We start from the raw sequence: 21,168 nt of genomic DNA, 5'->3' as shown, positions 1-21,168 counted from the left end.
TCACCATCCGAAGAACTTGTTGACGGCGATCACGTGGTTGCGGAAGCCCTCGGACTTCGCCAGGAGCGGGATGCCCACGTGGTCGACGAGCTTGTCGACCGCGAGGTCGACGACGGAGACGACGGTGCCGACGCCTGGTGCGGCGCTGATCATGTTGACGGCGGCGTGCATGTATTCGCCCTTCTTGAGGTCCGTGAATGCGCCGACGAGGGCGATACCGGTGCCGACGAGCGGGGCGATCTTCACGGCGCCCTTGGCGTTCTTGGCCAGGGAGGCGGCCTCGGGCGCGGCCTTCGCTGCGCCGGACGCGGCTGTGGCGGCCTTCGTCAGGGCGGCCTCTCCGGTCTTCGCGGCGCCCTTGAACCAGGAGGCGGCGGCCGCGCGGAAGCCCTTGGCGGCCTCGGCCGCCCGGGCCGCGGGCTGTCCCCGTACGCCCAGTTTGATCGTGCCGCGCCCGGCGCCGTAGAGACCGTCCTTGCCGGCGGCCCGGGCGGCCGCGTCCACGGGGTTGGCGACGCCTTGGGCGGCCAGTTCCTCGGCCGTGTGCAGGATCCCGTGCGTCGTGCCGGACACGGCCGCCTTGCCCCGGGCCAGCGCCAGGTTGGCGGTGTCGAGGGCCTTGCCCGGCGCCTTCGCGAGGTGGTCGAGAATGTGATGGATCTCGATGCCCTTCTCCATCCCCGTCACGTACCTGAAGCGTTGCCCGACCGCCGAGAAGATCGAGCGGGCGTGGTTGATCGCCGTGCCCTTGGCCTTGTTGGAGCCCGGGCCGCCGCGCATCTCCGTGAGCCACTCCACCTCGTCCCGGAAGCGCTGGAGGTTCGTCTTGAGGTCCTTGCCTCCGTACCGTCCGGACAGCACGTGCTGGACGGAGTCCTCCCACGCCTTCGCCACCTTTCCGCCGAGCATCCCTTCGTGGGTGACGGCCGGCAGTGTCGACTCCAGGCCGTGGGGGTCGTGCAGGGTGACCGGGTTGCCCCGGGCGTAGGCGTAGAGGTTGGGCCCGTCGGCGCCGGGTCCCGCCGGGTCGGGGCTGGTCCAGCGGCCGAGCCAGGGGGCGTAGTAGCGGGCGCCGTGGTGGCCGAAGCCGGTCTCGGCGTCGGTCTCCCGGCCGGTGTAGCGGTAGCGCTTGAGGCTGACCCGGGCCGCGCCGGCCGCGGACCGGAAGGAGGTCGTGCCGTACGGGTGGTACTCCTCGTACGAGAGCGGTTCGCCGTCCTGGTCGATCTCGACGGTCGCGCTGCCGAGCAGATCGGTGAGCTGGTAGCGCAGCACCGTGCCGTCCGCGGTGCCGCCGCCGGTGGTGGTCTCGGCGAGGGCGATCCGGCCGTGTTCGTCCTCGGCGCGCACGGTGGTGCGGGTCAGGGTCCCGGCAGGGGCGCCCTGCCTGACGTACCGCTCCCAGGCTCCGCAGTACAGCCGGGTCTCGGTCAGCGGCCCGTTCTCGACGGTGGCGCGGACCCGTTGGCCGTGTTCGTCGTACTGGTAGTGGGCGGTGCCCCCGCCGCCCAGCTCGGCGCGGGCGAGCCGGTCGTCGGCGTCCCAGCGGAGTTCCGGCAGGTGGGGCATGGAGGTGAGGCAGCCCTCCTCGTCGTAGGTGTAGCGGGCCGAGTGGGTGCCCTCGGGGTCTCCGGGGAGACTGGAGCCGAGCAGCCGGTCGGAGTCGGCGGCGATCTCGTGACGCCGGGTCCAGCTGCCTTCGGGGCCCGCGCTGTGGACGAGGGCGAGCAGGTTGCCGCCCGGGTCGTAGGTGTAGCGCTCGGTGTAGCGGCGCATCGCCGAGGCGTCGTTGACGTGGGGAAGCGGGTACAGCGGCGGCCCGTCGGGCTGCGGCATGCCGGGGGCGGTCTGGCCGATGTGCTCGCGACCGGTGGCGGCGGTGAGCCGGTACGCCGGGTCGTAGGCGTAGTCGCGGGAGGCGGGGACCACGGCGTTGGCGAAGAACACCGTGTCCTGGGCCCGGTCGGCGGTGGCCGTCACGTTCCCCACCGGGTCGTAGGTGTACTCCAGGAGCTGGAGCGGTGTGCCGTCGGCGGCCCGGGTGGTCACGGTGGCCAGACGGAAGGTGTCCCGCTCGTAGGTGGTCAGGGTGGTGGTTCCGCAGCCGCGTTCGAGCAGGGTGCGGCGGCCGTGTTCGTCGTAGTCGAGGTCGCGGACGAGGAAGCGGCGTTCCTCGCCGGGCCGTTCCAGTTCCAGGGTCTCGGGCAGTCCGGCCTCGTTGTACGCGGTGAACAGCCGGCTGCCGTCGGGGTGGGTGACCCGGGTGGGCCGGTTCAGGGCGTCGTACGCGGTGCGGGTGGTGTGCTCCTCGTCCTCCAGGAGCGCGGCGGCAGCCCGCAGGGCCTGTTCCGGGTCGGTGTGGTCGGCCAGGGCCGACCAGTCGGGCTCGCCGCGCGGGTCACGGGCGAAGCGGCGCACGGTCTGGAGGGTGTTGCCCTTGAAGTCGGCCTCGGTGGTGCGGGTGACGCCCGCACCGTCGAGGACCAGGCAGGCCCGGCCGCGCAGATTGCCCTCCTCGGGCCGGGGCAGGGACTCGCCGTAGAACCAGCGGGTGCGCAGCCGCTCGGTGCCGCCGGGTGCGGTGGCGTAGGCGTGGGTGGGACGCCCGGGGCCGTCGTGGCGGTGCCGGAAGGCGGTGCCCCGGGCGTCCCAGGCGTGCGCCGGCCGGCCGGCCGCGTCGAGCAGCGTGCGGCGTTCGCCCGCGCCCGCGGTGCGGACGTGGGCGGGCCGGCCGAGCATGTCGAAGCGCTGTTCGCGGACGCGGATGCCACGGGCGTCGAGGGTCGACGTCTCGTTGCCCTGGGCGTCGAGTTCGACGGTGGTGACGAGGGTCTGCCCGCCGCCGAGGTCGACGACGGTGACGCGGGGGCGGCCCAGGGCGTCGAGCCGGACGCGGGTGGGGGTGTCGGCGTGGGCGTCGGCGAGGAGGGCGGCCCGGTGCCGGGGGTGGGTGTCGGGCAGGGCGAGGCGTTCGCGCTGCCAGCGGCTGCCGCGCACGGTGTCGTTGCGGTCCCAGTCGGTGCGCTCCCAGGCCCCGGTGACCGTCCGTTCCTCGGTGCCGTCGGGGTACTCGGTCCGCTCCGGCCTGCCCAGGGGGTCGTGGTGGACGACGGGGGTCACTCCGCGCTCGACCATCTCCGGCTCGGTGTCGTAGCCGGGGTCGGGAGCGAAGTACGGCTCGTACTTCTTGACCGGGTTGCCTCGGGAGTCGTACACGGTGCGGCCGGTGCCGACCCAGCGGGGCTGCCCGGAGACGGCCTCCGCCCGCGCTTTGACCAGGGCGACGCGACCGGTGCCGTCGGCGTAGGTCCACGACTCCTGGTAGGGGGTGCCGGGGTCGCCGTGGCGTTCCCTGGCACGTTGGCGGAAGCGGGCGGGGACGGTGTCCAGGGCGTAGTCGAGCCGGGTGGTGGGGTCGTCCTCCCGGGCGGGTTCCGCCCGGGTCAGGTCGAGGTGGTCGCCTTCCGCCCCGTCGGGCTTGCCGAGGACCGCGGTGGCGACGACGAAGCCGAGGGGGTCGAAGCGGACCCCGAAGCGGTTGCCGTTGGCGTCGGTGAGCAGCCAGGGGCGGCACACCCGGTAGTTGAGGTCGGCGCGGGTGCGGTTGCCGGCGGGGTCGGTGACTTCGGTGGCGTGCAGCAGGTGGGGGTCGTAGCCGATGGTCCAGCGGGCTCCGAGGGGGTCGATCTGGGCGACGGGCAGGTAGGTGCGGTCCGGGTCGAAGATCTGCCGCGGGGCGGGCGCCCACCAGAGTCCTCCGTGCCGTACGTAGCCGGCTTCGGCGAGGGTGGTGTCGGTGACGCGGTCCCCGTACAGCGCCTGGACCTGCCCGTCGGCGAACGCCTGCCGGTAGACGCCCCAGGGCAGGGCGCGCAGTCCGGTCGAGCGGGGCGGCAGCTCCTCGGTCAGGTCGTCGGAGCAGTACGTGTACCGGGTGCGGGCGATCAGCCGGCGCTGCGGGTGTGCCCCGGACAGGGGCTGGTGGTACGGGATCTCGTCACGGGCGGCCTCCTCGAGGAGGTCCGCGAGGGCGGCGGCGGAGAACGGGCCGGTGGGCGTGACCGGTTCGGCGAGGCCGATCTCGTAGCTGCGGTCCTCGACGGGGGTTCCGATCCGCCAGGGGCCGTCGACGGTGGTGTCGTGGGCGGGCAGGTGCTCGTCGACGGTCAGCCACAGCCGGGCCTGCTCGGGGCCTTCGGGGACGGCCCGGGGGTAGGCGATCCGGGCCGAGCGCCGCACGGTGCCCCAGTCGTCGAAGTCCAGGGTCACCTCATGGGTGGTCCGCGGGTCGTCGGCCCGGCGCTCGGTGTGCACGGTGAGGGTTTCGCCGGGTACGGCGAGGACCACGCAGTGGGGTCCTTCCCCCTGCGGCTGGAGCAGCCGCAGCAGGTGGTTGGTCTCGGTGACGGCGTACGGCACGCCGAGGGCGCCGTCGCGGTCCTCGGCGAAGATCTCCTCGCGCAGGGGGTGGCCGCGCAGGGCGCGGGCGGCCTGGCGGGCCTCTTCGGGGGTGAGCCCGGGCGGCAGGACGGTGTCGGGGAGGAGTGGGCCGGTGTCGGACGGGTCGGGGCCGGGGCGCCAGTACTCGTGGGCGAAGCGGGTGGAGAGGTGGAGGTCGGTCCAGCCGGTGTGCTGCCAGCGGCGGGTGACGGCGGGCGGTTCGTACGCGCGGTCGTCGCCGTCCGGGTAGGACAGGGCGTCGCGGTGCTCGACGTATCCGAAGCCGCGGAACTCGCGTTCGGTGCCGTCGTAGTGGCCGTGCCGGTAGCGGTAGGTGGAGACCTGGACGGTGCCCGCGACCCGGTCCTCGGTGCGGACCTCGGTGACGACCTGGACGGGGAAGGGGAGCCGGGTGAGCCAGGGGCGTCCGGCGGCCTCGTCGGCGAGCCGCTGGGCGGTGGAGGACGCGTAGCTCAGTGCGGTGTGCAGGCCCATGCCGTTGGAGACGGTGCGCAGCAGATGGGGTTTGCCGTCGGCCATGAGGTCGACGTAGCGGACCTGGGGCTCGGTGTCGGGGCGGGGTTCGGTGAGGACGAGGCAGGCGGTGCCGTGGCCGAGCAGGTCGGTGACGGCGACTGACGTGGCGGTGGGCGTCGCGAGGTGGAGGGTCTCCGGCGGGCTCCAGGAGTTGCCGGCCTGGTTGAACCAGACCCGGACGCGGTCCGGGCCCGCGTAGACGAGGTCGGCGGGGGCGGAGCCGTCCACGTCGGCGAGGTGGACGCGGCGCGGATCGAAGCGGTCGGGGTGGTCGAAGCGGGGGGCGCCGGCCATGGTCACCTTGGGGCCGAAGCGGCCGTGGCCGAGGCTGGGCCAGTAGACGATCTCGCCGTTGCGGACGCGGACGAGGTCGGTGAGGCCGTCGCCGGTCATGTCGGCGAGGTGGACGGTCTGTTCGGGGTCGGCGAGGAGGAGGCGGGGGCCGCGTTCCTCGGTGCGGGCGGCCGGGGCGGTGAGTCCGTCGCCGAAGCCGTCGGTGCCGAGGGACGGGTGCCAGGTGAAGCCCTCGTCTCCGTCGAGCAGGACGTCGGCGAGCCCGTCGCCGGTCAGGTCGACCAGGTGGACTCCGGGGGCGTTCCAGTCCAGGGCGGGGAGCCGGGAGAAGGGAGCGAAGGGCGCCCAGCCCCGGTCGTCGGTGCGGCGGTGGTGGCCGGGTGCGGGGCCGGCGAGTTCGGCGAGCGAGAGCCGGCCGTCCCCGGCCAGGTCGAGCAGCCGGCGGCCGCGGGCCAGTCCCCCACCGGAGGGGAGCGGGTCGACCGGGACCGGGGCGGCGAGCAGCCCGTCGCCCCGGTTGGCACGGTAGTGCCAGGCGCCGTCCGTCTCGGTGAGGAGCCCGGCGATGCCGTCGCCGTCGAGGTCGGTCCATCGGGTGCCGGGTCCCATGGCCGGGGGCGGATCGCCGGGGGCCGCGCGCAGCGGGCGCGTCTCGGAGGTGACGGTGCGTTCGGTGTACGTGAAGGTCAGCGGGGGCAGTTCGGCGGTGGCCGGCCCGTCGGAGGCGGGGGCGTGCCCGCGGTGGGTGACCGAGGTCAGCGTGGTGACGGCGGGGTCCTCGTGGTGGGCGAACCGGGTGGAGCTGACGAGGACGGGGTCCGGGCCGAGTTCGGGAATGCGGTGGAAGAGCAGGACACGGCGGCAGAGGCGGGCCGTGCGCACTTCGAAGCCGGGCCTGCGGGTGGAGAACGGGTCGGCCCGGTCGGCCCAGGGCCGGACCTCCTCGGGGGTGGGGGCGGTGTCGTCGTGCTCGCCGTAGTCGAAGACCACCTCGAAGCAGAATCGGGCTTCCGGTCCGGGGGTGTTGCCGTAGTGGATCCGCTTGAGCAGCCGCTCGGCGGTGACGGGCCCGTCCTCGGCCTTGTAGGTGTACCGGACCAGGTTGCCGCGGTCGTCGGCGGTCTCCTCCAGGAGCCAGCGGAAGACGCGGGAGCGGTCGGCCGGGTCGGCGACGCGGGCGGCCGGGTCCCGACCGAAGACGCTGGTGACGTTGGACCGTGAGGTGGTGCGCCAGTGGGTGGCGCCGGTGGCGCGCTCCCGCCACCGCTCGATCCGCGCGAACAGCCCCTCGGTGCGCGGCCGGTAGCAGGTGATCTCGTACGGCCCGTCCGTGCGGGGCGGCGGAGAGACGGCGGGGACCAGGTCCTCGGCACCGGACAGCTGAAAGACGTCGCTGTCGTCGAGGTAGCGCGGCAGTCCCTTGTCGGTGGTGCGGGAGACGGAGGCCACGTCGAGCGACCAGCCGAGCCCGAAGGGCCCGTTGCCGGATCCGGAGTCGTACGACAGCGTCAGCTTCGGCTCGACGCCTCCGCGGGCGGCGGTGAGCGCGAGCGGCACCGAGAGCGAGGCCGTGCCGGTCGCCGAGGAGGCGCCGAACTTCTCCCCCATGCCGCGGATCGCGCCGCCGGCTTTGGGGAGGGAGAGGGCTGGGGAGGTGGGGGTGGGCGTGGGGATGGCAGAAGGACCGGGGACACGGGGGTCGGCGGGCACGCCCTTCATCCTGGTGGGCGCGGTGGCCTGGGCATATCCCCTGAAAGTGGGAACCGTTCCCCTCCCGACGTGTCCGCCGGCGTTCGACGCCGACCTCGTGGAGGTGCCGGCGGATCGCCCGTCGACACTCCGACACCTCCATCGGGAATCGCGGTCGGTTCAGGACGCCGCGGCGGGCACGCGCCGGCCGTTGCGCGCTCGCGAGACGAGCACGGCGACCACGATCAGCAGGGCCAGGCCGACCGAGATCCAGTAGCTCGTGCCGTAGAGGCTCTTCTCGGCGACCTCGACCTCCGTTCCGGGAACGGAGACGACCGAGGCGCTCAGCACGCCGGTGATCAGTGCTGATCCGAATGCGATGCCGATCGCCATGGCGGTGCCGGCCACGCCGGCGGCCATTCCGGCCTTCTCCTCGGGCACCGCCATCTGGGCGATGCCGAAACCGGCCGCGTATCCCATGCTGCACCCGAGGCCGATCACACCGGCGCCCACGAGATAGTGCCACGGGCGGTCGTGGGCCGGCGCGAGCCAGGCGAGTCCCACGGCGCTGAGGAGCGCCCCCGTCACGAGCACGGAAGCACCGTGCCCCTTGGCGGCCAGACGGTCGACCACCTTGCCGCCCACCACGAACATCACCGCGAAAGGCACCATGAGCCAGCCCGTCTGCAGCGCGGTGCGCCCGAGACCGTACGCCTCCCCGGGCGGGAGGGAGGAGGGAACGACCTGGCTGTACGTGCTGAGCAGCAACAGGAAGGCCGCGTTCACGGCACCGAACACCGCCATCGACAGACACGCCACGGTGACGAGGGGCGACTTCAGCAGCACCACGTCGAACACCGCGGCCGAGGACTTCCGCTCGACACGCACCCACAGGACTCCACCGACGACACCGGCGATCAACGGGATGACGGCCGCGCCTCCCCACACCAGGCCCTGTGTCAGAGTCAGCAGCACGGCCCCGACCCAGGCGATCAGCCACACCGTGCCGAGCAGGCCGATGCGACCGCCGGACTCCGCCGGCGGGACATGGGGGATGGCCGCGAACGAGGCGATCGTGGTCGCCACGCACGCCGCGGCGAGGATGCAGAAGAACGTACGCAGGGACAGGGTCTCGACAATGAGCCCGCCACCGATCATGCCCACGACAATTCCGACTCCTGACGCGACGACCAGGACGCGGACCGCCGTGATGATCCCCTCCTCCCCCAGGTTCCGCCGCAGGAAGCCCAGGGGCAGCAGTTGGGCCGCACTGCCGAAGCCCATGATCGTGGACCCCATGAGCAGGGCCGGGTACGAGTCGCCCACGGCGGGGACGAGCGCTCCGACGGCAAGACACCCGGAGGCGAACACGGACGCGTTGCGATCGCCGGACACGTCGGCGAGTCGCGGAAGCAGGATGTAGCCCGCGCCCCCTCCCAGCGTGAGCAGAGTGAAGATCCACATGACGGCGGACACGGTGGTGAGTCCGTACTGCGCCTGGATGATCGGCAGGAGCGGGGGCAGGATGAACATGATCGCGTTGGTCAGGATGACGAGCAGGGCGCCGACTGCGATGAGCGCCCCTCTCCGCGGCGCACTGCGCGGCCTCAACTCCCCTGCCAGGCCGACCGGTTCATTGATCTCAGTCATGTCAGTCTCCGAAGTGATCGTTTGCGGGACCACGCATGCATCGGTACGGCCTGCCGCCGTGATCGGCGGGCCGTACGCACGGACGGCCGCCCGGTCGGGACCGGGTCCCGGCGATGCCCGGACGGCCTCTACCGGTGCGGCGGTGGACCGTCGGGCCCACCGCCGTGAACTGCTTCACGCCGCCGTGACCGGCTACGTGTCGTGGTGCGTCTCGGACCGCCGGCGCCGACCGCCGCCGTCCCCGACGGTCACGGTGCCGTCGTCGCGGCGTCGGCCGGCACGACGGCCGTCCCCCGCGCCCGAGTGGCCACGATGGGCTCCGCCAGCACCTCGGCCCGGCCGCTGTCGTCGACGGACCTGCAGATGATCCGCAGCTCGAAGTCGACGGTCCGGCTGCGCCTTCCCTTCGACGCCAGGCGCGCCTCGGCCTCGACCACGTCGCCGCCGCGGACCGGGGCGAGGAACTCGACCGACCCGTACCCGGCGAACAGGCTCTCGTGGCCGTCGATGGTGATCGCCAGGTGCGTTCCGGCGTCTCCGAAGAGCTTCAGCCCGAAGGCCCCGTCGACGAGGTTCCCCGCGTAGTGCGCCTCGGAATGGGCGACGTAGCGCTGGTGCACGACCTTCATGCGATCTCCCTGTCGATGCGGCCGAGGCGGCGGCCGACGGTCTCGCCGTCGAGCTCGATGCCCGGGTAGCCGCGCTTGGCGAGTTCGGTACACATCCGGCGGTACTTGCCGACACCGCCCACGTAACCGAGAAAGGTCGCCGGCTTGCCGGCCACGTTCGAACCCCGGTACCAGGAGTCGGCGGTCGCGTAGAGCGTCTGGTTCACCGTGTCCTCGGTGATCTTCACCCAGTCGTCCTGGGCTTCGGCCGTCGGCTCGATGACGTCGGCCCCCACGGCCTTGGCGTGCCCGATCAGATCGGTGATCCAGTCGACGGCCTGCTCGATCGTGACCACGACGTTGCTCGCGAGCGCGGGGCTCTGAGGTCCGGCGATCATGAAGAAGTTGGGGAACCCGGCGGCCATGACGCCCAGGTACGTCCGGACTCCGTCGCTCCACGCGTCCTGCAGCCTGCCGGCCTCCGGGGTGGAGACGTTCAGTGCGAACAGCGGGCCGGTGAAGGCGTCGAACCCGATCGCCAGCACGATGGCGTCGACCTCGTAGGAGCCGCCCCTCGTGACGATGCTGTCGCTCGTCATGGTGTCGATCGGCTCGTCGCGCAGGGAGACCACCGAGACGTCGGGCCGGTTGAAGGTCTCGTAGTAGTCGGTGCCGAAACAGCTGCGCTTGGCGCCGAGCGGGTGGAAGCGGGGTTCGAGGACGGCGGCGGTCTTCGGGTCGTGGACGATCTGGCGGATCTTCTCGCGCACGAACTCCGCCGCGGTCTCGTTGGCCCTCGCGTCGGTCAGCAGATCGGAGAACTCGCCGCCGACGCCGTTGAATCCGCTGCGCACATAGGCCCGTTCGTAACGCTCACGCCGTTCCTCGTCGGAGACGTCGAACGCCGCGGCGTCCGGGATGCGGTCCGGGATGCCACCGAGCGAGTGGCGGCACTCCTCACGGATCGCCGTGTAGTTGCTCTTGATCTCGTCGACGTAGTCCGCCGACAGCGGGGCGTTCCGGGCGGGGAACACGTAGTTGGGGGTGCGCTGGAACACGGTGAGGTGCTCGGCGACCTCGGCGATGAGCGGGATGCACTGCACCGCGGACGACCCGGTGCCGATCACGGCGACGCGCTTGCCCGCCAGGTCGCTCAGCGGAATGTTCCACCGGCTCGTCGAGACCGTGGTCCCGGTGAAGTTCTCCAGGCCCGGCACGTCGAAGTCCTTGGGCGTCGAGAGACCGCCCGAGGCGGCGAGCAGATGGCGGCCCCGCCGGGTCTCGCCGGAGCCGAGGGCCACCTCCCAGAGCCGCTCGTCCGGGAGCCAGGTCGCGGACGTCACCTGGGTGTTGAAGCTGAAGTGCCTGCGCAGGTCGAAGCGGTCCGCGACGTGGTTGATGTAGCTCAGGATCTCGGCCTGCGGAGCGAAGCGCTCGCTCCACGTCCATTCCTGCAGAAGCTCCTGACTGAACGAGTAGGAGTAGTAGACGCTCTCGACGTCGCACCGGGCGCCGGGGTACGTGTTCCAGAACCAGGTGCCGCCGACATCGGGCGCGAGCTCGAATCCTGCGAATGTCCAGCCCTTCTCGACGGCCTTGTAGGCCGCGTAGAGGCCTGAGAATCCCGCACCGACACAGAGGAGGTCGACGACGGGTGCGGTGGGTGGAGCGGTCTCAGTCATGCGTGTGCCTTCGGATAGTCGAAATGCGGATGACATCTGGCCGTCAGGGCTTCGCCTCGGCGGGGGCCGTTCGCCCTCGGCGCATCGGAGCGCAAGTCATGGTCAAACGACTTAGTCGTATGACCAACGGAATCTAGCCATGTGCTCGAGTGCCGTCAACAGTCGGGTGCGCGTCGGTTCGCCCCGGCTGCGCGCACTCAGGAGCCGGCGACGCCTCGCAGGTGGCGCGCCACCTGCGAGATCGCCTCGTCCGTCCTGGCGAACACGCCCACCTCGGTGAAGAAGCCGTGGAAGACACCGGCACAGCGGGTCACCGTGACGTCCACTCCGTCGCGCCGCAGCCTCTCGGCGTACGCCTCGGCGTCGTCGCGAAGCGGGTCGACCTCGGCGGTGAGAACGAGCGCCGGAGGGAGATCCCGCAGCGATTCGGCACGCATCGGGGCCGCGTAGTGATCGACCGCTCCCCCATGGTCCGGGCCGAGGTACTGCTCCCAGAACCAGCGGGCATCCGCGCTGGTCAACAGGGGTGCGTCGGCGAACTCCGTCCAGGACGGGGTGGCGAACGCACCGTCGACGGCGGGGTAGACGAGCACCTGGGACACGGGGCGGGCGAGCCCGAGGTCCCGGAGCTTGAGGCACAGCGCGGCAGCGAGGTTGCCGCCGGCGGAATCTCCCCCGACAGCGATCATGTGCGGATCGACGCCGAGCCCGGAAGCCGCTCGGCGCAACCAGGCGAACGCGTCGAGACAGTCGTCGAGCGCGGCCGGATAGGGATTCTCCGGCGCGAGTCGGTACTCCAGGGAGAACACCGCCCACCCGGATCGGGCGGCGATCGCACGGCAGACCTCGTCCACTCCGTCGAGGGTGCCGAGGACGAAGCCGCCACCGTGCAGATAGACCAGCGCCGGGCGCGGTCCGGCGGACGGCGGCGCGTCGTCCGGGTGGTAGAGGCGTGCACGGAGCTCGCCGGAGCGGGCCGGCAGGGTCAGGCGTTCGACCCGGTCGAGAGGGGTGATCGGCTGCTCCGCCGGCGGGGTCGCCAGGAGCTTCCGCGCCGCCTCCGCACCCAGTTCCCGTACGGGCTTCTTGAGGGTTCCGGCGATGACCTGCGCCGCGTACCGCGCATCGGCGTCCAGCCGGTTCCAGTACGAGGGATTCACTTCATTCACGATGGGGCCTCCCCGAAGTCATTGACAGGTCGCGGCCTGTACCCCACCATCCTAGTCACCTGATCTAGTCACTTGACCATGATGATCACGGTCCATCCGAGATCCGAAGCAGCCGATTCGCGGCGCGCGTGATCTCCCGAAGTCGAAAGGACTGGAGGATGACCGAAACCACTACGGCCCCTGCGGTGTCCGGCGCAGCCACGGCCACAGAGGTCGACGTAAGGATCGAGGACGATGCGACTCCCCTCGTCCGGCTGATCGGCCGCACCCTGCGGGATTCCGCCCGCGCGGGCCATGCGCTCCAGGCGCTGCGGAAGCCGGCCGCCACGGTGGCGATCCGGTCCCACGAGACGCCGCAGGCGGCGACGATCGCCTTCACCGGAGGCGTCGTCGAGGTCTCGAGCGGAGTCCCCGTCGAACCCGATGCCACGATCACCGTCGACCTGAACGCCCGGTTCGCACCCGCCGGCGCCCCGTCGGGCGACGCCGAGCTCGCCGCGGACGCGCTGCTCGCGCTGTCGCCGCCGGTGCCGGACTGGCGGACGGCCGCCGAGCACTTCTGGACCGCCGCACGCTCCGTACCGGGGATTCCGGACGTGCTCATCGCGGTCACCGAAGGCCCCGAAGGCCTGGAGCAGGTCGTGCTCGGCGAGGGCACGACCCATTACCTCATCGCCGGAGCCCCCGAGACGCTCGCCGGCGTGTTCTCCGGAGCCGACGACCTCCTCGCCGTTCTCTCCACGGGTGTGCTGGGGATCCAGGGCACCCTCTCCCAGCTGTCGGTCATGGTCGGCGCTTCCTGGAAGGTTCGTTACGATGTCTGAACTCACCCGATCCGCCAAGGGAGTTGACACCCCCGACGCCACGAATCGGACCGTCCGGATCGAGGCGACGAACCACGACGGCTCGTTCCTCGGCAAGACCCTGACGCCGAAGAAGTTCGCCTCGGGCGTGGACTCGGGATTCGCCTTCGCCGACCTCCTGTTCGGCCTCGACCTCGGCAACGCCCCGGCCTTCGGCTTCGCCTATCCCGACTGGCGCGGGCATCTGGACGACGTCTACTTCCGCCCCGACATGTCGACCCTGGTCGAGTGGGAGCCGGGCCTCGACGCCGTGATCGGCGACTACTGGCTGAAGGACGGCACGCCGGTCCCCCTCTGTCCGCGCAACCTGACGAAGAAGATGGTCGACCGGCTCTCCTCGCTCGGCTTCACCGCGACCGTCGCCGTCGAGATCGAGGCGACCGTCTTCGAGGAGTCCATCCACCAGGCGCGCGCACGCGGTTACCGCGACCTGACCCCGCTCGGCGGGAGCGCGGGTACGGCCTACCACCTGGCGAAGTCCAAGGACTGGACCGGCTACATGAACGCCGTCGCCGACCGGCTCTACGCGGTCGGCATCGAGTGGGAGGCGTGGAGCGACGAGGACGCCGCCGGCCAGATCGAGATCAACCTGGCGCCCGGCGACCCGATCACGGTCTGCGACGCCTGGGCGCGGACCCGCCAGATCATGCGCGAGGTCGCGTTCGACCTCGGCCACACGGTCACCTTCATGGCCAAGCCCACCGCGGGCTACGGGCAGGCCTCGCACATCAATCTGTCCCTCCAGCGCGACGGCGTCAACGCGTTCTACGCGGAGGAGGGGCCGTCGGAGGCCATGCGCCATGCCGTGGGCGGTCTGCTCGCGACGATCGAGGGCAACACCTCGATCGTGCTCCCGCAGATCACCTCGTACCGGCGCCTGGTGGACCTCAGCGGCCCGCCGGTCACCGCCACCTGGGGCGTCAGCAACAAGACCACCGCGATCCGGGCGGTGTGCGGGCACCCGTCGTACTCCCGCCTGGAGTACCGGGTCCCCGGCGCCGACGCGAACCTGTACCTCGCGCTCGCCGGCGTGCTGGCCGGCGTGGTCGCGGGCCTGGAGCGCAAGATCGAACCGCCGGAGCCGGTCAGCGAGATGGCGTGGTGCATGCCGCCCGGGGAGATCACCCGGCTGCCGGACACCATCACGAAGGCCGCCGCCGCGCTCGAGGCGGACCCGGTCCTTCGCGACCTCCTCGGTGCCGATTTCGTGGACTACTGGGTCGGATCGCGCCGGTGGGAGTGGATGCAGTTCCACACCGCGGGCGGGGACCCGTTCTCCGAACTCTCCGAGTGGGAGTCCGCCCGATACTTCGAACTGCCGTGAGCACGACGGGCGACGCGCCGACCGCGGCGCGGCCGCTGATCGGCGTCACCGGCCGCCGGATCCGGCTGGACCTCATCAAGGGTGCGGACCGCCGGTACGGCGACCGCTGCGCCGACAGCTACATGTCCGACTACGCGATCCGGATCGCGCGGGCCGGCGGCCTCCCCGTACACCTCGCGTACGAGACGGATCCGGAGGCGGTCTGCCTCTGGCTGGCAGGCGTCGTCGTCACCGGCGGGCAGGACCTGCATCCGGCGTGCTGGGGAGGAGACCCCTCCGTGGTCCGCGACGTCGACCCGCGGACGAACCCGATGGTCCACGACGTCGAGCGGGACGGGTACGAGCTCGCGCTCGTCCGTGCCGCGCTCGACCGGGGGATCCCGGTGCTCGCCGTGTGCCGGGGCATGCAGGTCCTCAACGTCGCGCTCGGCGGCACGCTCGTCGCCGACCTTCCGCCCGGCGAGGTGCGGCACCTGTCGCAGGAGGCCGCGCTCACCGACGGCACGGACGATCACGTCGTGACCTTCGAGGCCGGCTCGATCGTGGCGGGACTGTTCGGAGAGCGGGCCGTCACCAACTCGTGGCACCACCAGGCCGTCGATCGCTGCGGCACGGGGCTCGTCGTCACGGGCCGGACGACCGACGGCGTGGTCGAGGCGGTGGAACTTCCGGACGCACCGGTTCTGGGAGTCCAGTGGCACCCGGAATGGATGGAGAGCGACGATCCGACGATGACGTGGATCGTCGAGGAATCCGTCAAACGCCTGTGACGGGGCCGACCCGAGCGCGTCAGCGCGTCTCCGGCGGGCAGACGCCGCTCGGGTCCGGTCGGGGACCGTACGAAGTCCGTGATCAGGCGAGCTTCGAGGCCAGCCACGCATCGAACACGTCGACGACGACCTCTGCCTGCTCGGCGGCTCGGGACTGGTCGGCGTACGTCAGCCAGTTCACGACGAAGCCGTCCGTCAGGGTACCGAGGACATAGCCGATCTGGTCGATCGTCTCGGGCGTGACGTCCTGGCCGGCGGCGGCTCGCGCGAGGATCGACCGCACGACGTTGAACGCCTCGTTGTAGACGGTCACCGCCGGGTGTTCTTCCTGACGCTGTGCCCAGCTGATCAGCTCGAAGCTCGCGGACGCGAATTCCGAGTCGGACTCGAGATACCAGTTCAGGAGTCCGCGGAGGATCGCACGCGCGGTCGTGACGAGGTCGCCGTGCACGTCGTTCTCGATCAGAACCTCGCGGTACCGCTCCGTCAGCCTCTCGAAGACGGCCGCGAACAGCAGCTCCTTGGTCTGGAAGCAGTAGTGCAGCGTGGCCAGCGGGGCGTTCGCCCGCTCGGCGATACGGCGGGTCGTCGCACCGTCGACGCCGTGGCTCGCGATCACTTGGATGGCGGCGTTCACCAGGTCGTTGCGTCGCTCGGCCGCCGGTACGCGTGCCACATCTGCCCCCTGTCGAAGTTGGACGTTTGATCAAGTCGACACCCAGGCTACCAGGCGGTTTGTCCACATCGACGGACTCCACAGCCCCGACCGAAATACTTGGTCGGATGACTTGATCGCATGACCAAGATGAACCAGCATGACCCTCATCCCCTCACGAAGACCCGATGCCGTCACCGGCATCGACTGGAGGAACAGCCATGTCGAACCCAGCACTCGCCCGCATCACCGCCGACACGTCCCCCGAAGAGGCGGTCGAGATCATCCTGCGAGACGGCGGGGTGATCGTCGAAGGGCTCTTCGACGAGGCGACGGTCCAGGGCCTCAGGGCCGATCTGGACCCCGTGCTCGACGCGGTGGACACGGGCCACGACGAGGTGTTCGCCGGCAACCGCACCCGCCGGGCGAGCGGCCTGTTCGCGAAGACCGAGCACATGGTCACCGTGGCGCTGAACCCGCTGTACCACCGAGTCGCCGAGCTCATCCTCAACAAGCCACTCAACGTCTTCTTCGGAGAAGAAGCGGTGCCGCACCCCGCGGGAATGCACATCGGCGGCACGATGGCCATCAAGATCGGCCCCGGCCAGGGCGCGCAGCCGCTTCACCGCGACGACTCCGTCTGGCTGTGGCGGCACCCGGAATACCGGCGTGAAGCCCGGGTCCAGATCATGGTCGCGGTCAGCGACTTCACCGCCGAGAACGGCGGAACGCTGGTGATCCCCGGGTCGCACCTCTGGGACGACCACCGGGCGCCCCGGCGCGAGGAGGCGATCCCCACCGAGATGAAGGCGGGTTCCGCGCTCATCTGGATCGGATCGACCTATCACGGCGGCGGCGAGAACACGACCACGGACACCCATCGCTTCGGGCTTTCGATGGGCTGGGACCTCGCCTTCCTGCGGACCGAGGAGAACCACTTCCTCGCGTACAACCTGGAGCAGATCCGGAAGCTCCCGGAAGAGATCCAGCGAGCCCTCGACTGGTCGTCGGAGCACTACCTCGGCTGGGCCGAGGTCGCCGGCCAGATGTCCGACCCCATGGACCTGCTCAAGCGCGACGACTACACCTCCCTCGACGCCGGCCTGCCCACCACGCTCTGACGAGGATCAAGGAGGAAAAATGGCACTCAGAGACCTGCTTTTCCTGCTCGCCGACGTCTGGATGATCGTCGTCGGATTCACTTTCGGGTGGAAATTCATCCGGAATTTCAAGAACTACCTTCTCGGCCTCGAATGGATCATCGTCGCCACCTCCGGGTCGAACTTCCTCGTCTACGCGCTCCTGGGCGCCGACGAGACGAGTCCCATGTACACCGTCGCGTACTTCTTCGACCAGTTCTCCCGGTCGGTCGGCATCACACTGATCCTCGTCATGGGCCTGATGCAGGTGACGCACCGGTACAGGCCGTCCGTGGGGACGGACGTCGGGGTGTTCGTCTTCGCCGCCGCGGTCGGACTCTTCCTGCTGTTCTTCAGTGAGCGGATCGGCGTAGGAGTCGCGATCTTCCTCATCGTGGTCAACGTTCTGACCACCCTGTTCCTGATCCACTTCGCGAAGCGGCTCTGGGCGATCGGCGCGAAGGGAACGGCCCTCGGCGTGAGCCTGGCGACCGCCGCCGCATGCGTCATCGCCTGGACGTACGACTTCGTCCACGTTCCGGGCGACGACGCCGCGCACACCCTCTTCTACATCGGCGCGCTGAGCACCTGGGGATTCCAGATGTTCACCTACTACTTCGCCTACCGCGCCCTGCACAGGCACAACGAGTCGGTCGACGCGGAGCCGAACCGACGCGAGCAGAGCCCTGCCGGGGCCGGGGAGCAGTCGTGGTCGTGAAGGAAACGCCTCAGCGAGAGGGAGACGCGGCCCCTCTCCGTCCGCAGCCGACCGTCAGGCCCGAGCAGATGGGAGCGGACCCGTCCGTCGCGACGCTGACCGGGTTGCTGGCCGAGCGCGCGCGGCGATCACCCGATCGGGAGTTCCTGCGCTTCGGCGACGAGTCCTGGACCTTCGCCGAGATCGACGCCTGGACCTCCAGGCTGGCGCACCGGCTGATCGAGGTGGACGGCGTCCAACCCGGCGACCGTGTCGCGATCATGCTCCCGAACATCGTGCACTGGCCGGTCGTGTGGCTCTCCGCGCTGAAGGCCGGCGCCGTGGCGGTACCGGTCAACTCCTCGTACAAGCGGGCCGATCTCACCTTCCTCCTGCGGGATTCGGGAGCCCGGGTCGTGTTCACCGATCACGAGCGGGCAGGTCTCCTGAAGGAAGTCGCCGACACCGAGACCGATCTGGCGGACCTGCGCGTCGTCGACGTCGCCGCCGACGGGTCCGCGCCCTTCCCGGCGACCGCTCCGGCGGTGCGCCCCACCGCCGGGACCCTGGCGAACCTGCAGTACACCTCGGGCACCACCGGCTTCCCCAAGGCGTGCATGCTCACCCACGACTACTGGGTGCGGCTGGGCTGGACCTGCGCCGCGGTGACCGGCCTCGGGTCCGACGACGTCCTGCTCACCGCTCAGCCGTTCTCCTACATGGACCCGCAGTGGAACACCGCGCTCGCCCTGACGATCGGGGCCCCGCTGGTCGTGCTGCCCCGGTTCTCCGCGTCGGGCTTCTTCGCCGACGTCCGCCGCCACCGCGCCACCTTCTTCTACGTGCTCGGATCCATGCCGACGCTGCTCTTCAAGCAACCGCCGCACCCCGACGACCTGGACAACCGGCTGCGCCTGGTGCTCTGTTCGGGCGTCCCGGTCGGGATCCACGCGCAGCTGGAGGAGCGCTGGGGCGCGCCGTGGCGGGAGATCTACGGCATGACCGAGACCGGCGTCGACCTGTTCGCCTCCGTCGACGACGCGGACTCCGTGGGGAGCGGGAGCCTGGGGTTTCCGGTGCCGACGAAGCGGGTCCGGGTGGTCGATCCGCAGGGAGTCGATCTGCCCGAGGGCGAGCCCGGTGAGCTGATCGTCTCGGGCAGGCCGATGATGCTCGGCTACTGGAACCGTCCGGAGGACACCGCCCGCGTGCTGCGGGACGGCTGGCTGCACACCGGCGACGTCGTCGTCCGCCGGCCGGACGGGGGCATTCAGCTGGTCGGTCGCATCAAGGACATGGTGCGTCGTGGCGGCGAGAACATCGCGAGCGCCGAGGTCGAGGCCGCTCTCGAACGTGACGGGGAGGTCGTGGCCGCCGCCGTCGTCGCCGAACCCGACGAGACCTTCGGCGAAGAGGTCAAGGCCTTCGTCCAACTCGCCGCCGGGGTGCCGGCCGACCGTACGACCGCCGCGCGGCTCGTCGACCGGGCCGGCCGACAGCTCGCCCGTTTCAAGGTGCCGCGCTATGTCGAGTTCGTCACCGACTTCCCGCGGACGCCGTCCGAGCGCGTGTCCAAGCTGGCGCTCAAGGCCCGCGCCGCGGCCGAGCCCGGCGTCACCTTCGACCTGGGCGACCGGCGCGGCTCTGCGGGCGCGCCCGCCGCATCGTCTGCGGGCGTCCTCGACGTCGACGTCGTACGGGGCGTGGCGGTGCTGACCCTGCGCCGCCCGGAGAAGCTGAACGCCATGGACGTCGCCACGCGACGGCGACTCGCCTACCTCATAAGGAAGTTCGGGTCCGGCGAGAACGTGCGCGGCATCGTGCTCACGGGTGAGGGCCGGGCGTTCTCGGCCGGCGAGGACCTCCAGGCGCCGCCCACCTCGTACGAGGAGATGCGGGAGGCGTTCGAGACCTTCCACGACATCACCCGCGCCGTCGTGGAGACACGGGTCCCCGTCATCGCGGCTGTGAACGGTCTCGCGGTGGGCGGTGCCTCGGAGATCACCCTCTGCTGCGACGCACGGATCGGAAGTCCGGCGGCGGAGTACTACCAGCCGGAGAACGGCCGGGGCATCACGATCTCGAACGCGTCGAGCCTGCTGCTGGCCCGGATCGTCCGGAACCACGCGATGCGCATGGTCCTCGGCTCGCCGCGGATCGGCGCCGAGGAGGCCCTGCGGATCGGCCTCCTGGACGAGATCGTCGCGCCCGGCGAACTCGTCGACCGCGCGGTCGACCTGGTCGTCGAGTGGACGCCGGACAACAACACGACGGCGCTCCACCTGGCGCTCCTGCGGCCGCGGCTCGACGAGATCGAGCAGGCCTTCGCCCGTGAGGACGCCGCCGCGCGGGAGACCTGGGAGAGCGGGGTGTTCAGGGCGGGCGTCGAAGGCTTCTGGACCGCGAAGGGCACCGGCAAGTAGCTCCGGACAGGGGGTCGGTACGGCCCCTTCCGTAAGAAACGGGTCGGTACGGCCCCTTCCGTAAGAAACGGGTCGGTACGGCCCCTTCCGCAAGGAACGACAGAGGAGAAGACGTGATCGACACGGAGGCCGCGGTGCTCACCGCGGTGAACGAACCGCTCGAGATGACCACGATCCAGGTGGACGATCCCGAGCCCGACGAGGTGCGCGTCGCGGTCTCGCACGTGGGCCTGTGCCACAGCGACCTGCACTACATGACCGGCACGGTGCCGACCGACCTGCCGGTGGTGGTGGGTCACGAGGTGGCCGGTGTGGTCGAGGCGACCGGCTCCGCGGTGACCGGACTGCGTGTCGGCGACCGCGTGGTCGGGGCGCTGACGCCGTCGTGCGGCCGGTGCGCCAACTGTGAGGCCGGCCGGTCGACGCAGTGTCAGCGCGTGGCGGAGGTCCGTCGTCGCCCGCGTCCCGCGTTCCGGCTGGCGGACGGCAAGCCGGTCGAGCGGCTCGGCGACGTCGGCGCGTTCTCGCGGCACACCCTCATGCGGGAGAACGCGCTGGTGAAGCTGGACGACGCGGTCCCGCTGCACGTGGGATGTCTCCTGGCGTGCTGTGTCATCACCGGCGTCGGCGCCGTCTTCCGCGGTGCCCGGGTGCGTCCGGGAAGCACGGTGGCGGTGATCGGCTGCGGCGGCGTCGGGTCGGCCATCGTCCAGGGAGCCAGACTGGCGGGGGCCTCGGCCGTCGTCGCGATCGACCTGGACGAGGCGCGGCTCGAGGCCGCGCGCGGCTACGGCGCGACGCACGTCGTGAACGGGGGCGCCGAGGACGTCGCCGCGGAGGTCCGGAAGCTGCTGGGCGACGGGGTCGACTACGCGTTCGAGGCCGTCGGCTCGGCGCGCACCGCGGCCACGGCACTCTCGGTGGTGCGGGCGACCGGCACCGCGTGCCTGGTGGGCATCGCCCCGGAGGGCACCGAGCTCAAGGTGCCCGCGTCGGACTTCTTCTTCGGCGAGAAGCGCCTCATCGGCTCGTACATGGGATCGGGTCAGGTGCGCCAGGACATCGTCCAGCTCGCGCGCCTCTACCAGCAGGGGCGGCTGCTGCTCGACGAGATGGTCACGCAGGTCATCCCGTTCGGCGAGATCAACGAGGGCTTCAAGGCGATGCGCAGCGGTGACGTGACGCGCGTCGTCGTCGATCTCCAGGCCTGACCCACAACGGATGCAGA

Annotated in this window: 13 protein-coding genes; 7 read left to right on the top strand and 6 right to left on the bottom strand. The window is 71.0% G+C overall.

Annotated elements, in window-relative coordinates; genetic code table 11:
* The 5 genes from SVTN_RS46290 to SVTN_RS37415 all read right to left on the bottom strand — a co-directional run bounded on the left by SVTN_RS46290 (position 1) and on the right by SVTN_RS37415 (position 12,069).
* Positions 1–6,981: a SpvB/TcaC N-terminal domain-containing protein gene (locus SVTN_RS46290; protein WP_281192663.1), complete on the bottom strand. Its 6,981-nt coding sequence runs from the start codon at positions 6,979–6,981 to the stop codon at positions 1–3.
* 159 nt (positions 6,982–7,140) lie between these two features.
* The gene (locus tag SVTN_RS37430) at positions 7,141–8,610 is read right to left on the bottom strand and encodes an MFS transporter (protein ID WP_041133061.1); all 1,470 of its coding nucleotides are present in this window, start codon (positions 8,608–8,610) and stop codon (positions 7,141–7,143) included.
* Between the two features lie 248 nt (positions 8,611–8,858).
* Positions 8,859–9,239, bottom strand: coding sequence for a hotdog domain-containing protein (locus SVTN_RS37425; protein ID WP_041133060.1), 381 nt, complete (start codon positions 9,237–9,239; stop codon positions 8,859–8,861).
* Complete coding sequence (locus tag SVTN_RS37420) at positions 9,236–10,900, bottom strand: flavin-containing monooxygenase (protein WP_041133059.1); 1,665 nt, start codon at positions 10,898–10,900, stop codon at positions 9,236–9,238. Before SVTN_RS37420 ends, SVTN_RS37425 begins: the two co-directional genes overlap by 4 nt.
* Before the next feature lie 197 nt (positions 10,901–11,097).
* Positions 11,098–12,069: an alpha/beta hydrolase gene (locus tag SVTN_RS37415; protein ID WP_041133058.1), complete on the bottom strand. Its 972-nt coding sequence runs from the start codon at positions 12,067–12,069 to the stop codon at positions 11,098–11,100.
* 158 nt (positions 12,070–12,227) lie between these two features.
* On the opposite strand from SVTN_RS37415, the gene SVTN_RS37410 reads away from it, so the two are divergent.
* Genes SVTN_RS37410 through SVTN_RS37400 form a run of 3 tightly spaced genes read left to right on the top strand, consistent with a single transcriptional unit; the run spans position 12,228 to position 15,026 of the window.
* Positions 12,228–12,893 (top strand): hypothetical protein, encoded by a 666-nt coding sequence (locus tag SVTN_RS37410; RefSeq protein WP_041133057.1) that lies wholly within the window; start codon positions 12,228–12,230, stop codon positions 12,891–12,893.
* Positions 12,886–14,256, top strand: coding sequence for a glutamine synthetase family protein (locus tag SVTN_RS37405; protein WP_041133056.1), 1,371 nt, complete (start codon positions 12,886–12,888; stop codon positions 14,254–14,256). Before SVTN_RS37410 ends, SVTN_RS37405 begins: the two co-directional genes overlap by 8 nt.
* Positions 14,253–15,026 (top strand): gamma-glutamyl-gamma-aminobutyrate hydrolase family protein, encoded by a 774-nt coding sequence (locus tag SVTN_RS37400; protein ID WP_041133055.1) that lies wholly within the window; start codon positions 14,253–14,255, stop codon positions 15,024–15,026. The genes SVTN_RS37405 and SVTN_RS37400 overlap by 4 nt, the downstream gene beginning before the upstream one ends.
* An 82-nt stretch (positions 15,027–15,108) precedes the next feature.
* Here SVTN_RS37400 and SVTN_RS37395 read toward each other — a convergent pair whose 3' ends face one another.
* On the bottom strand, positions 15,109–15,702 hold the full coding sequence (locus tag SVTN_RS37395) for a TetR/AcrR family transcriptional regulator (protein WP_041133054.1): 594 nt from the start codon (positions 15,700–15,702) through the stop codon (positions 15,109–15,111).
* Between the two features lie 200 nt (positions 15,703–15,902).
* On the opposite strand from SVTN_RS37395, the gene SVTN_RS37390 reads away from it, so the two are divergent.
* The 4 genes from SVTN_RS37390 to SVTN_RS37375 all read left to right on the top strand — a co-directional run bounded on the left by SVTN_RS37390 (position 15,903) and on the right by SVTN_RS37375 (position 21,151).
* Positions 15,903–16,802, top strand: coding sequence for a phytanoyl-CoA dioxygenase family protein (locus tag SVTN_RS37390; RefSeq protein ID WP_041133053.1), 900 nt, complete (start codon positions 15,903–15,905; stop codon positions 16,800–16,802).
* Positions 16,803–16,821: 19 nt separating this feature from the next.
* Positions 16,822–17,538 carry a hypothetical protein gene (locus tag SVTN_RS37385; RefSeq protein ID WP_041133052.1) on the top strand — a complete coding sequence of 239 codons (717 nt, stop codon included), beginning with the start codon at positions 16,822–16,824 and terminating at the stop codon, positions 17,536–17,538.
* A gap of 68 nt (positions 17,539–17,606) precedes the next feature.
* Positions 17,607–19,940: an AMP-binding protein gene (locus SVTN_RS37380; protein ID WP_041133051.1), complete on the top strand. Its 2,334-nt coding sequence runs from the start codon at positions 17,607–17,609 to the stop codon at positions 19,938–19,940.
* Between the two features lie 113 nt (positions 19,941–20,053).
* Positions 20,054–21,151 carry a Zn-dependent alcohol dehydrogenase gene (locus SVTN_RS37375; RefSeq protein WP_041133050.1) on the top strand — a complete coding sequence of 366 codons (1,098 nt, stop codon included), beginning with the start codon at positions 20,054–20,056 and terminating at the stop codon, positions 21,149–21,151.
* Positions 21,152–21,168 lie beyond the last annotated feature (17 nt).

It is taken from the genome of Streptomyces vietnamensis, assembly GCF_000830005.1.
In the GTDB taxonomy this organism is placed as follows: Bacteria; Actinomycetota; Actinomycetes; order Streptomycetales; family Streptomycetaceae; genus Streptomyces; species Streptomyces vietnamensis.
Note: the sequence above shows the minus strand (reverse complement) of the source record. Positions and strands in the feature narration are given on the sequence as shown.

Bases quoted from the DNA above. Each gene is read 5' to 3' on its own strand.
- SVTN_RS37385 (WP_041133052.1), top strand. From the start codon at position 16,822: ATGGCACTCAGAGACCTGCTTTTCCTGCTCGCCGACGTCTGGATGATC.
- SVTN_RS37410 (WP_041133057.1), top strand. From the start codon at position 12,228: ATGACCGAAACCACTACGGCCCCTGCGGTGTCCGGCGCAGCCACGGCC.
- SVTN_RS37425 (WP_041133060.1), bottom strand. From the start codon at position 9,239: ATGAAGGTCGTGCACCAGCGCTACGTCGCCCATTCCGAGGCGCACTAC.
- SVTN_RS37420 (WP_041133059.1), bottom strand. From the start codon at position 10,900: ATGACTGAGACCGCTCCACCCACCGCACCCGTCGTCGACCTCCTCTGT.
- SVTN_RS37390 (WP_041133053.1), top strand. From the start codon at position 15,903: ATGTCGAACCCAGCACTCGCCCGCATCACCGCCGACACGTCCCCCGAA.
- SVTN_RS37430 (WP_041133061.1), bottom strand. From the start codon at position 8,610: ATGACTGAGATCAATGAACCGGTCGGCCTGGCAGGGGAGTTGAGGCCG.
- SVTN_RS37405 (WP_041133056.1), top strand. From the start codon at position 12,886: ATGTCTGAACTCACCCGATCCGCCAAGGGAGTTGACACCCCCGACGCC.
- SVTN_RS37380 (WP_041133051.1), top strand. From the start codon at position 17,607: ATGGGAGCGGACCCGTCCGTCGCGACGCTGACCGGGTTGCTGGCCGAG.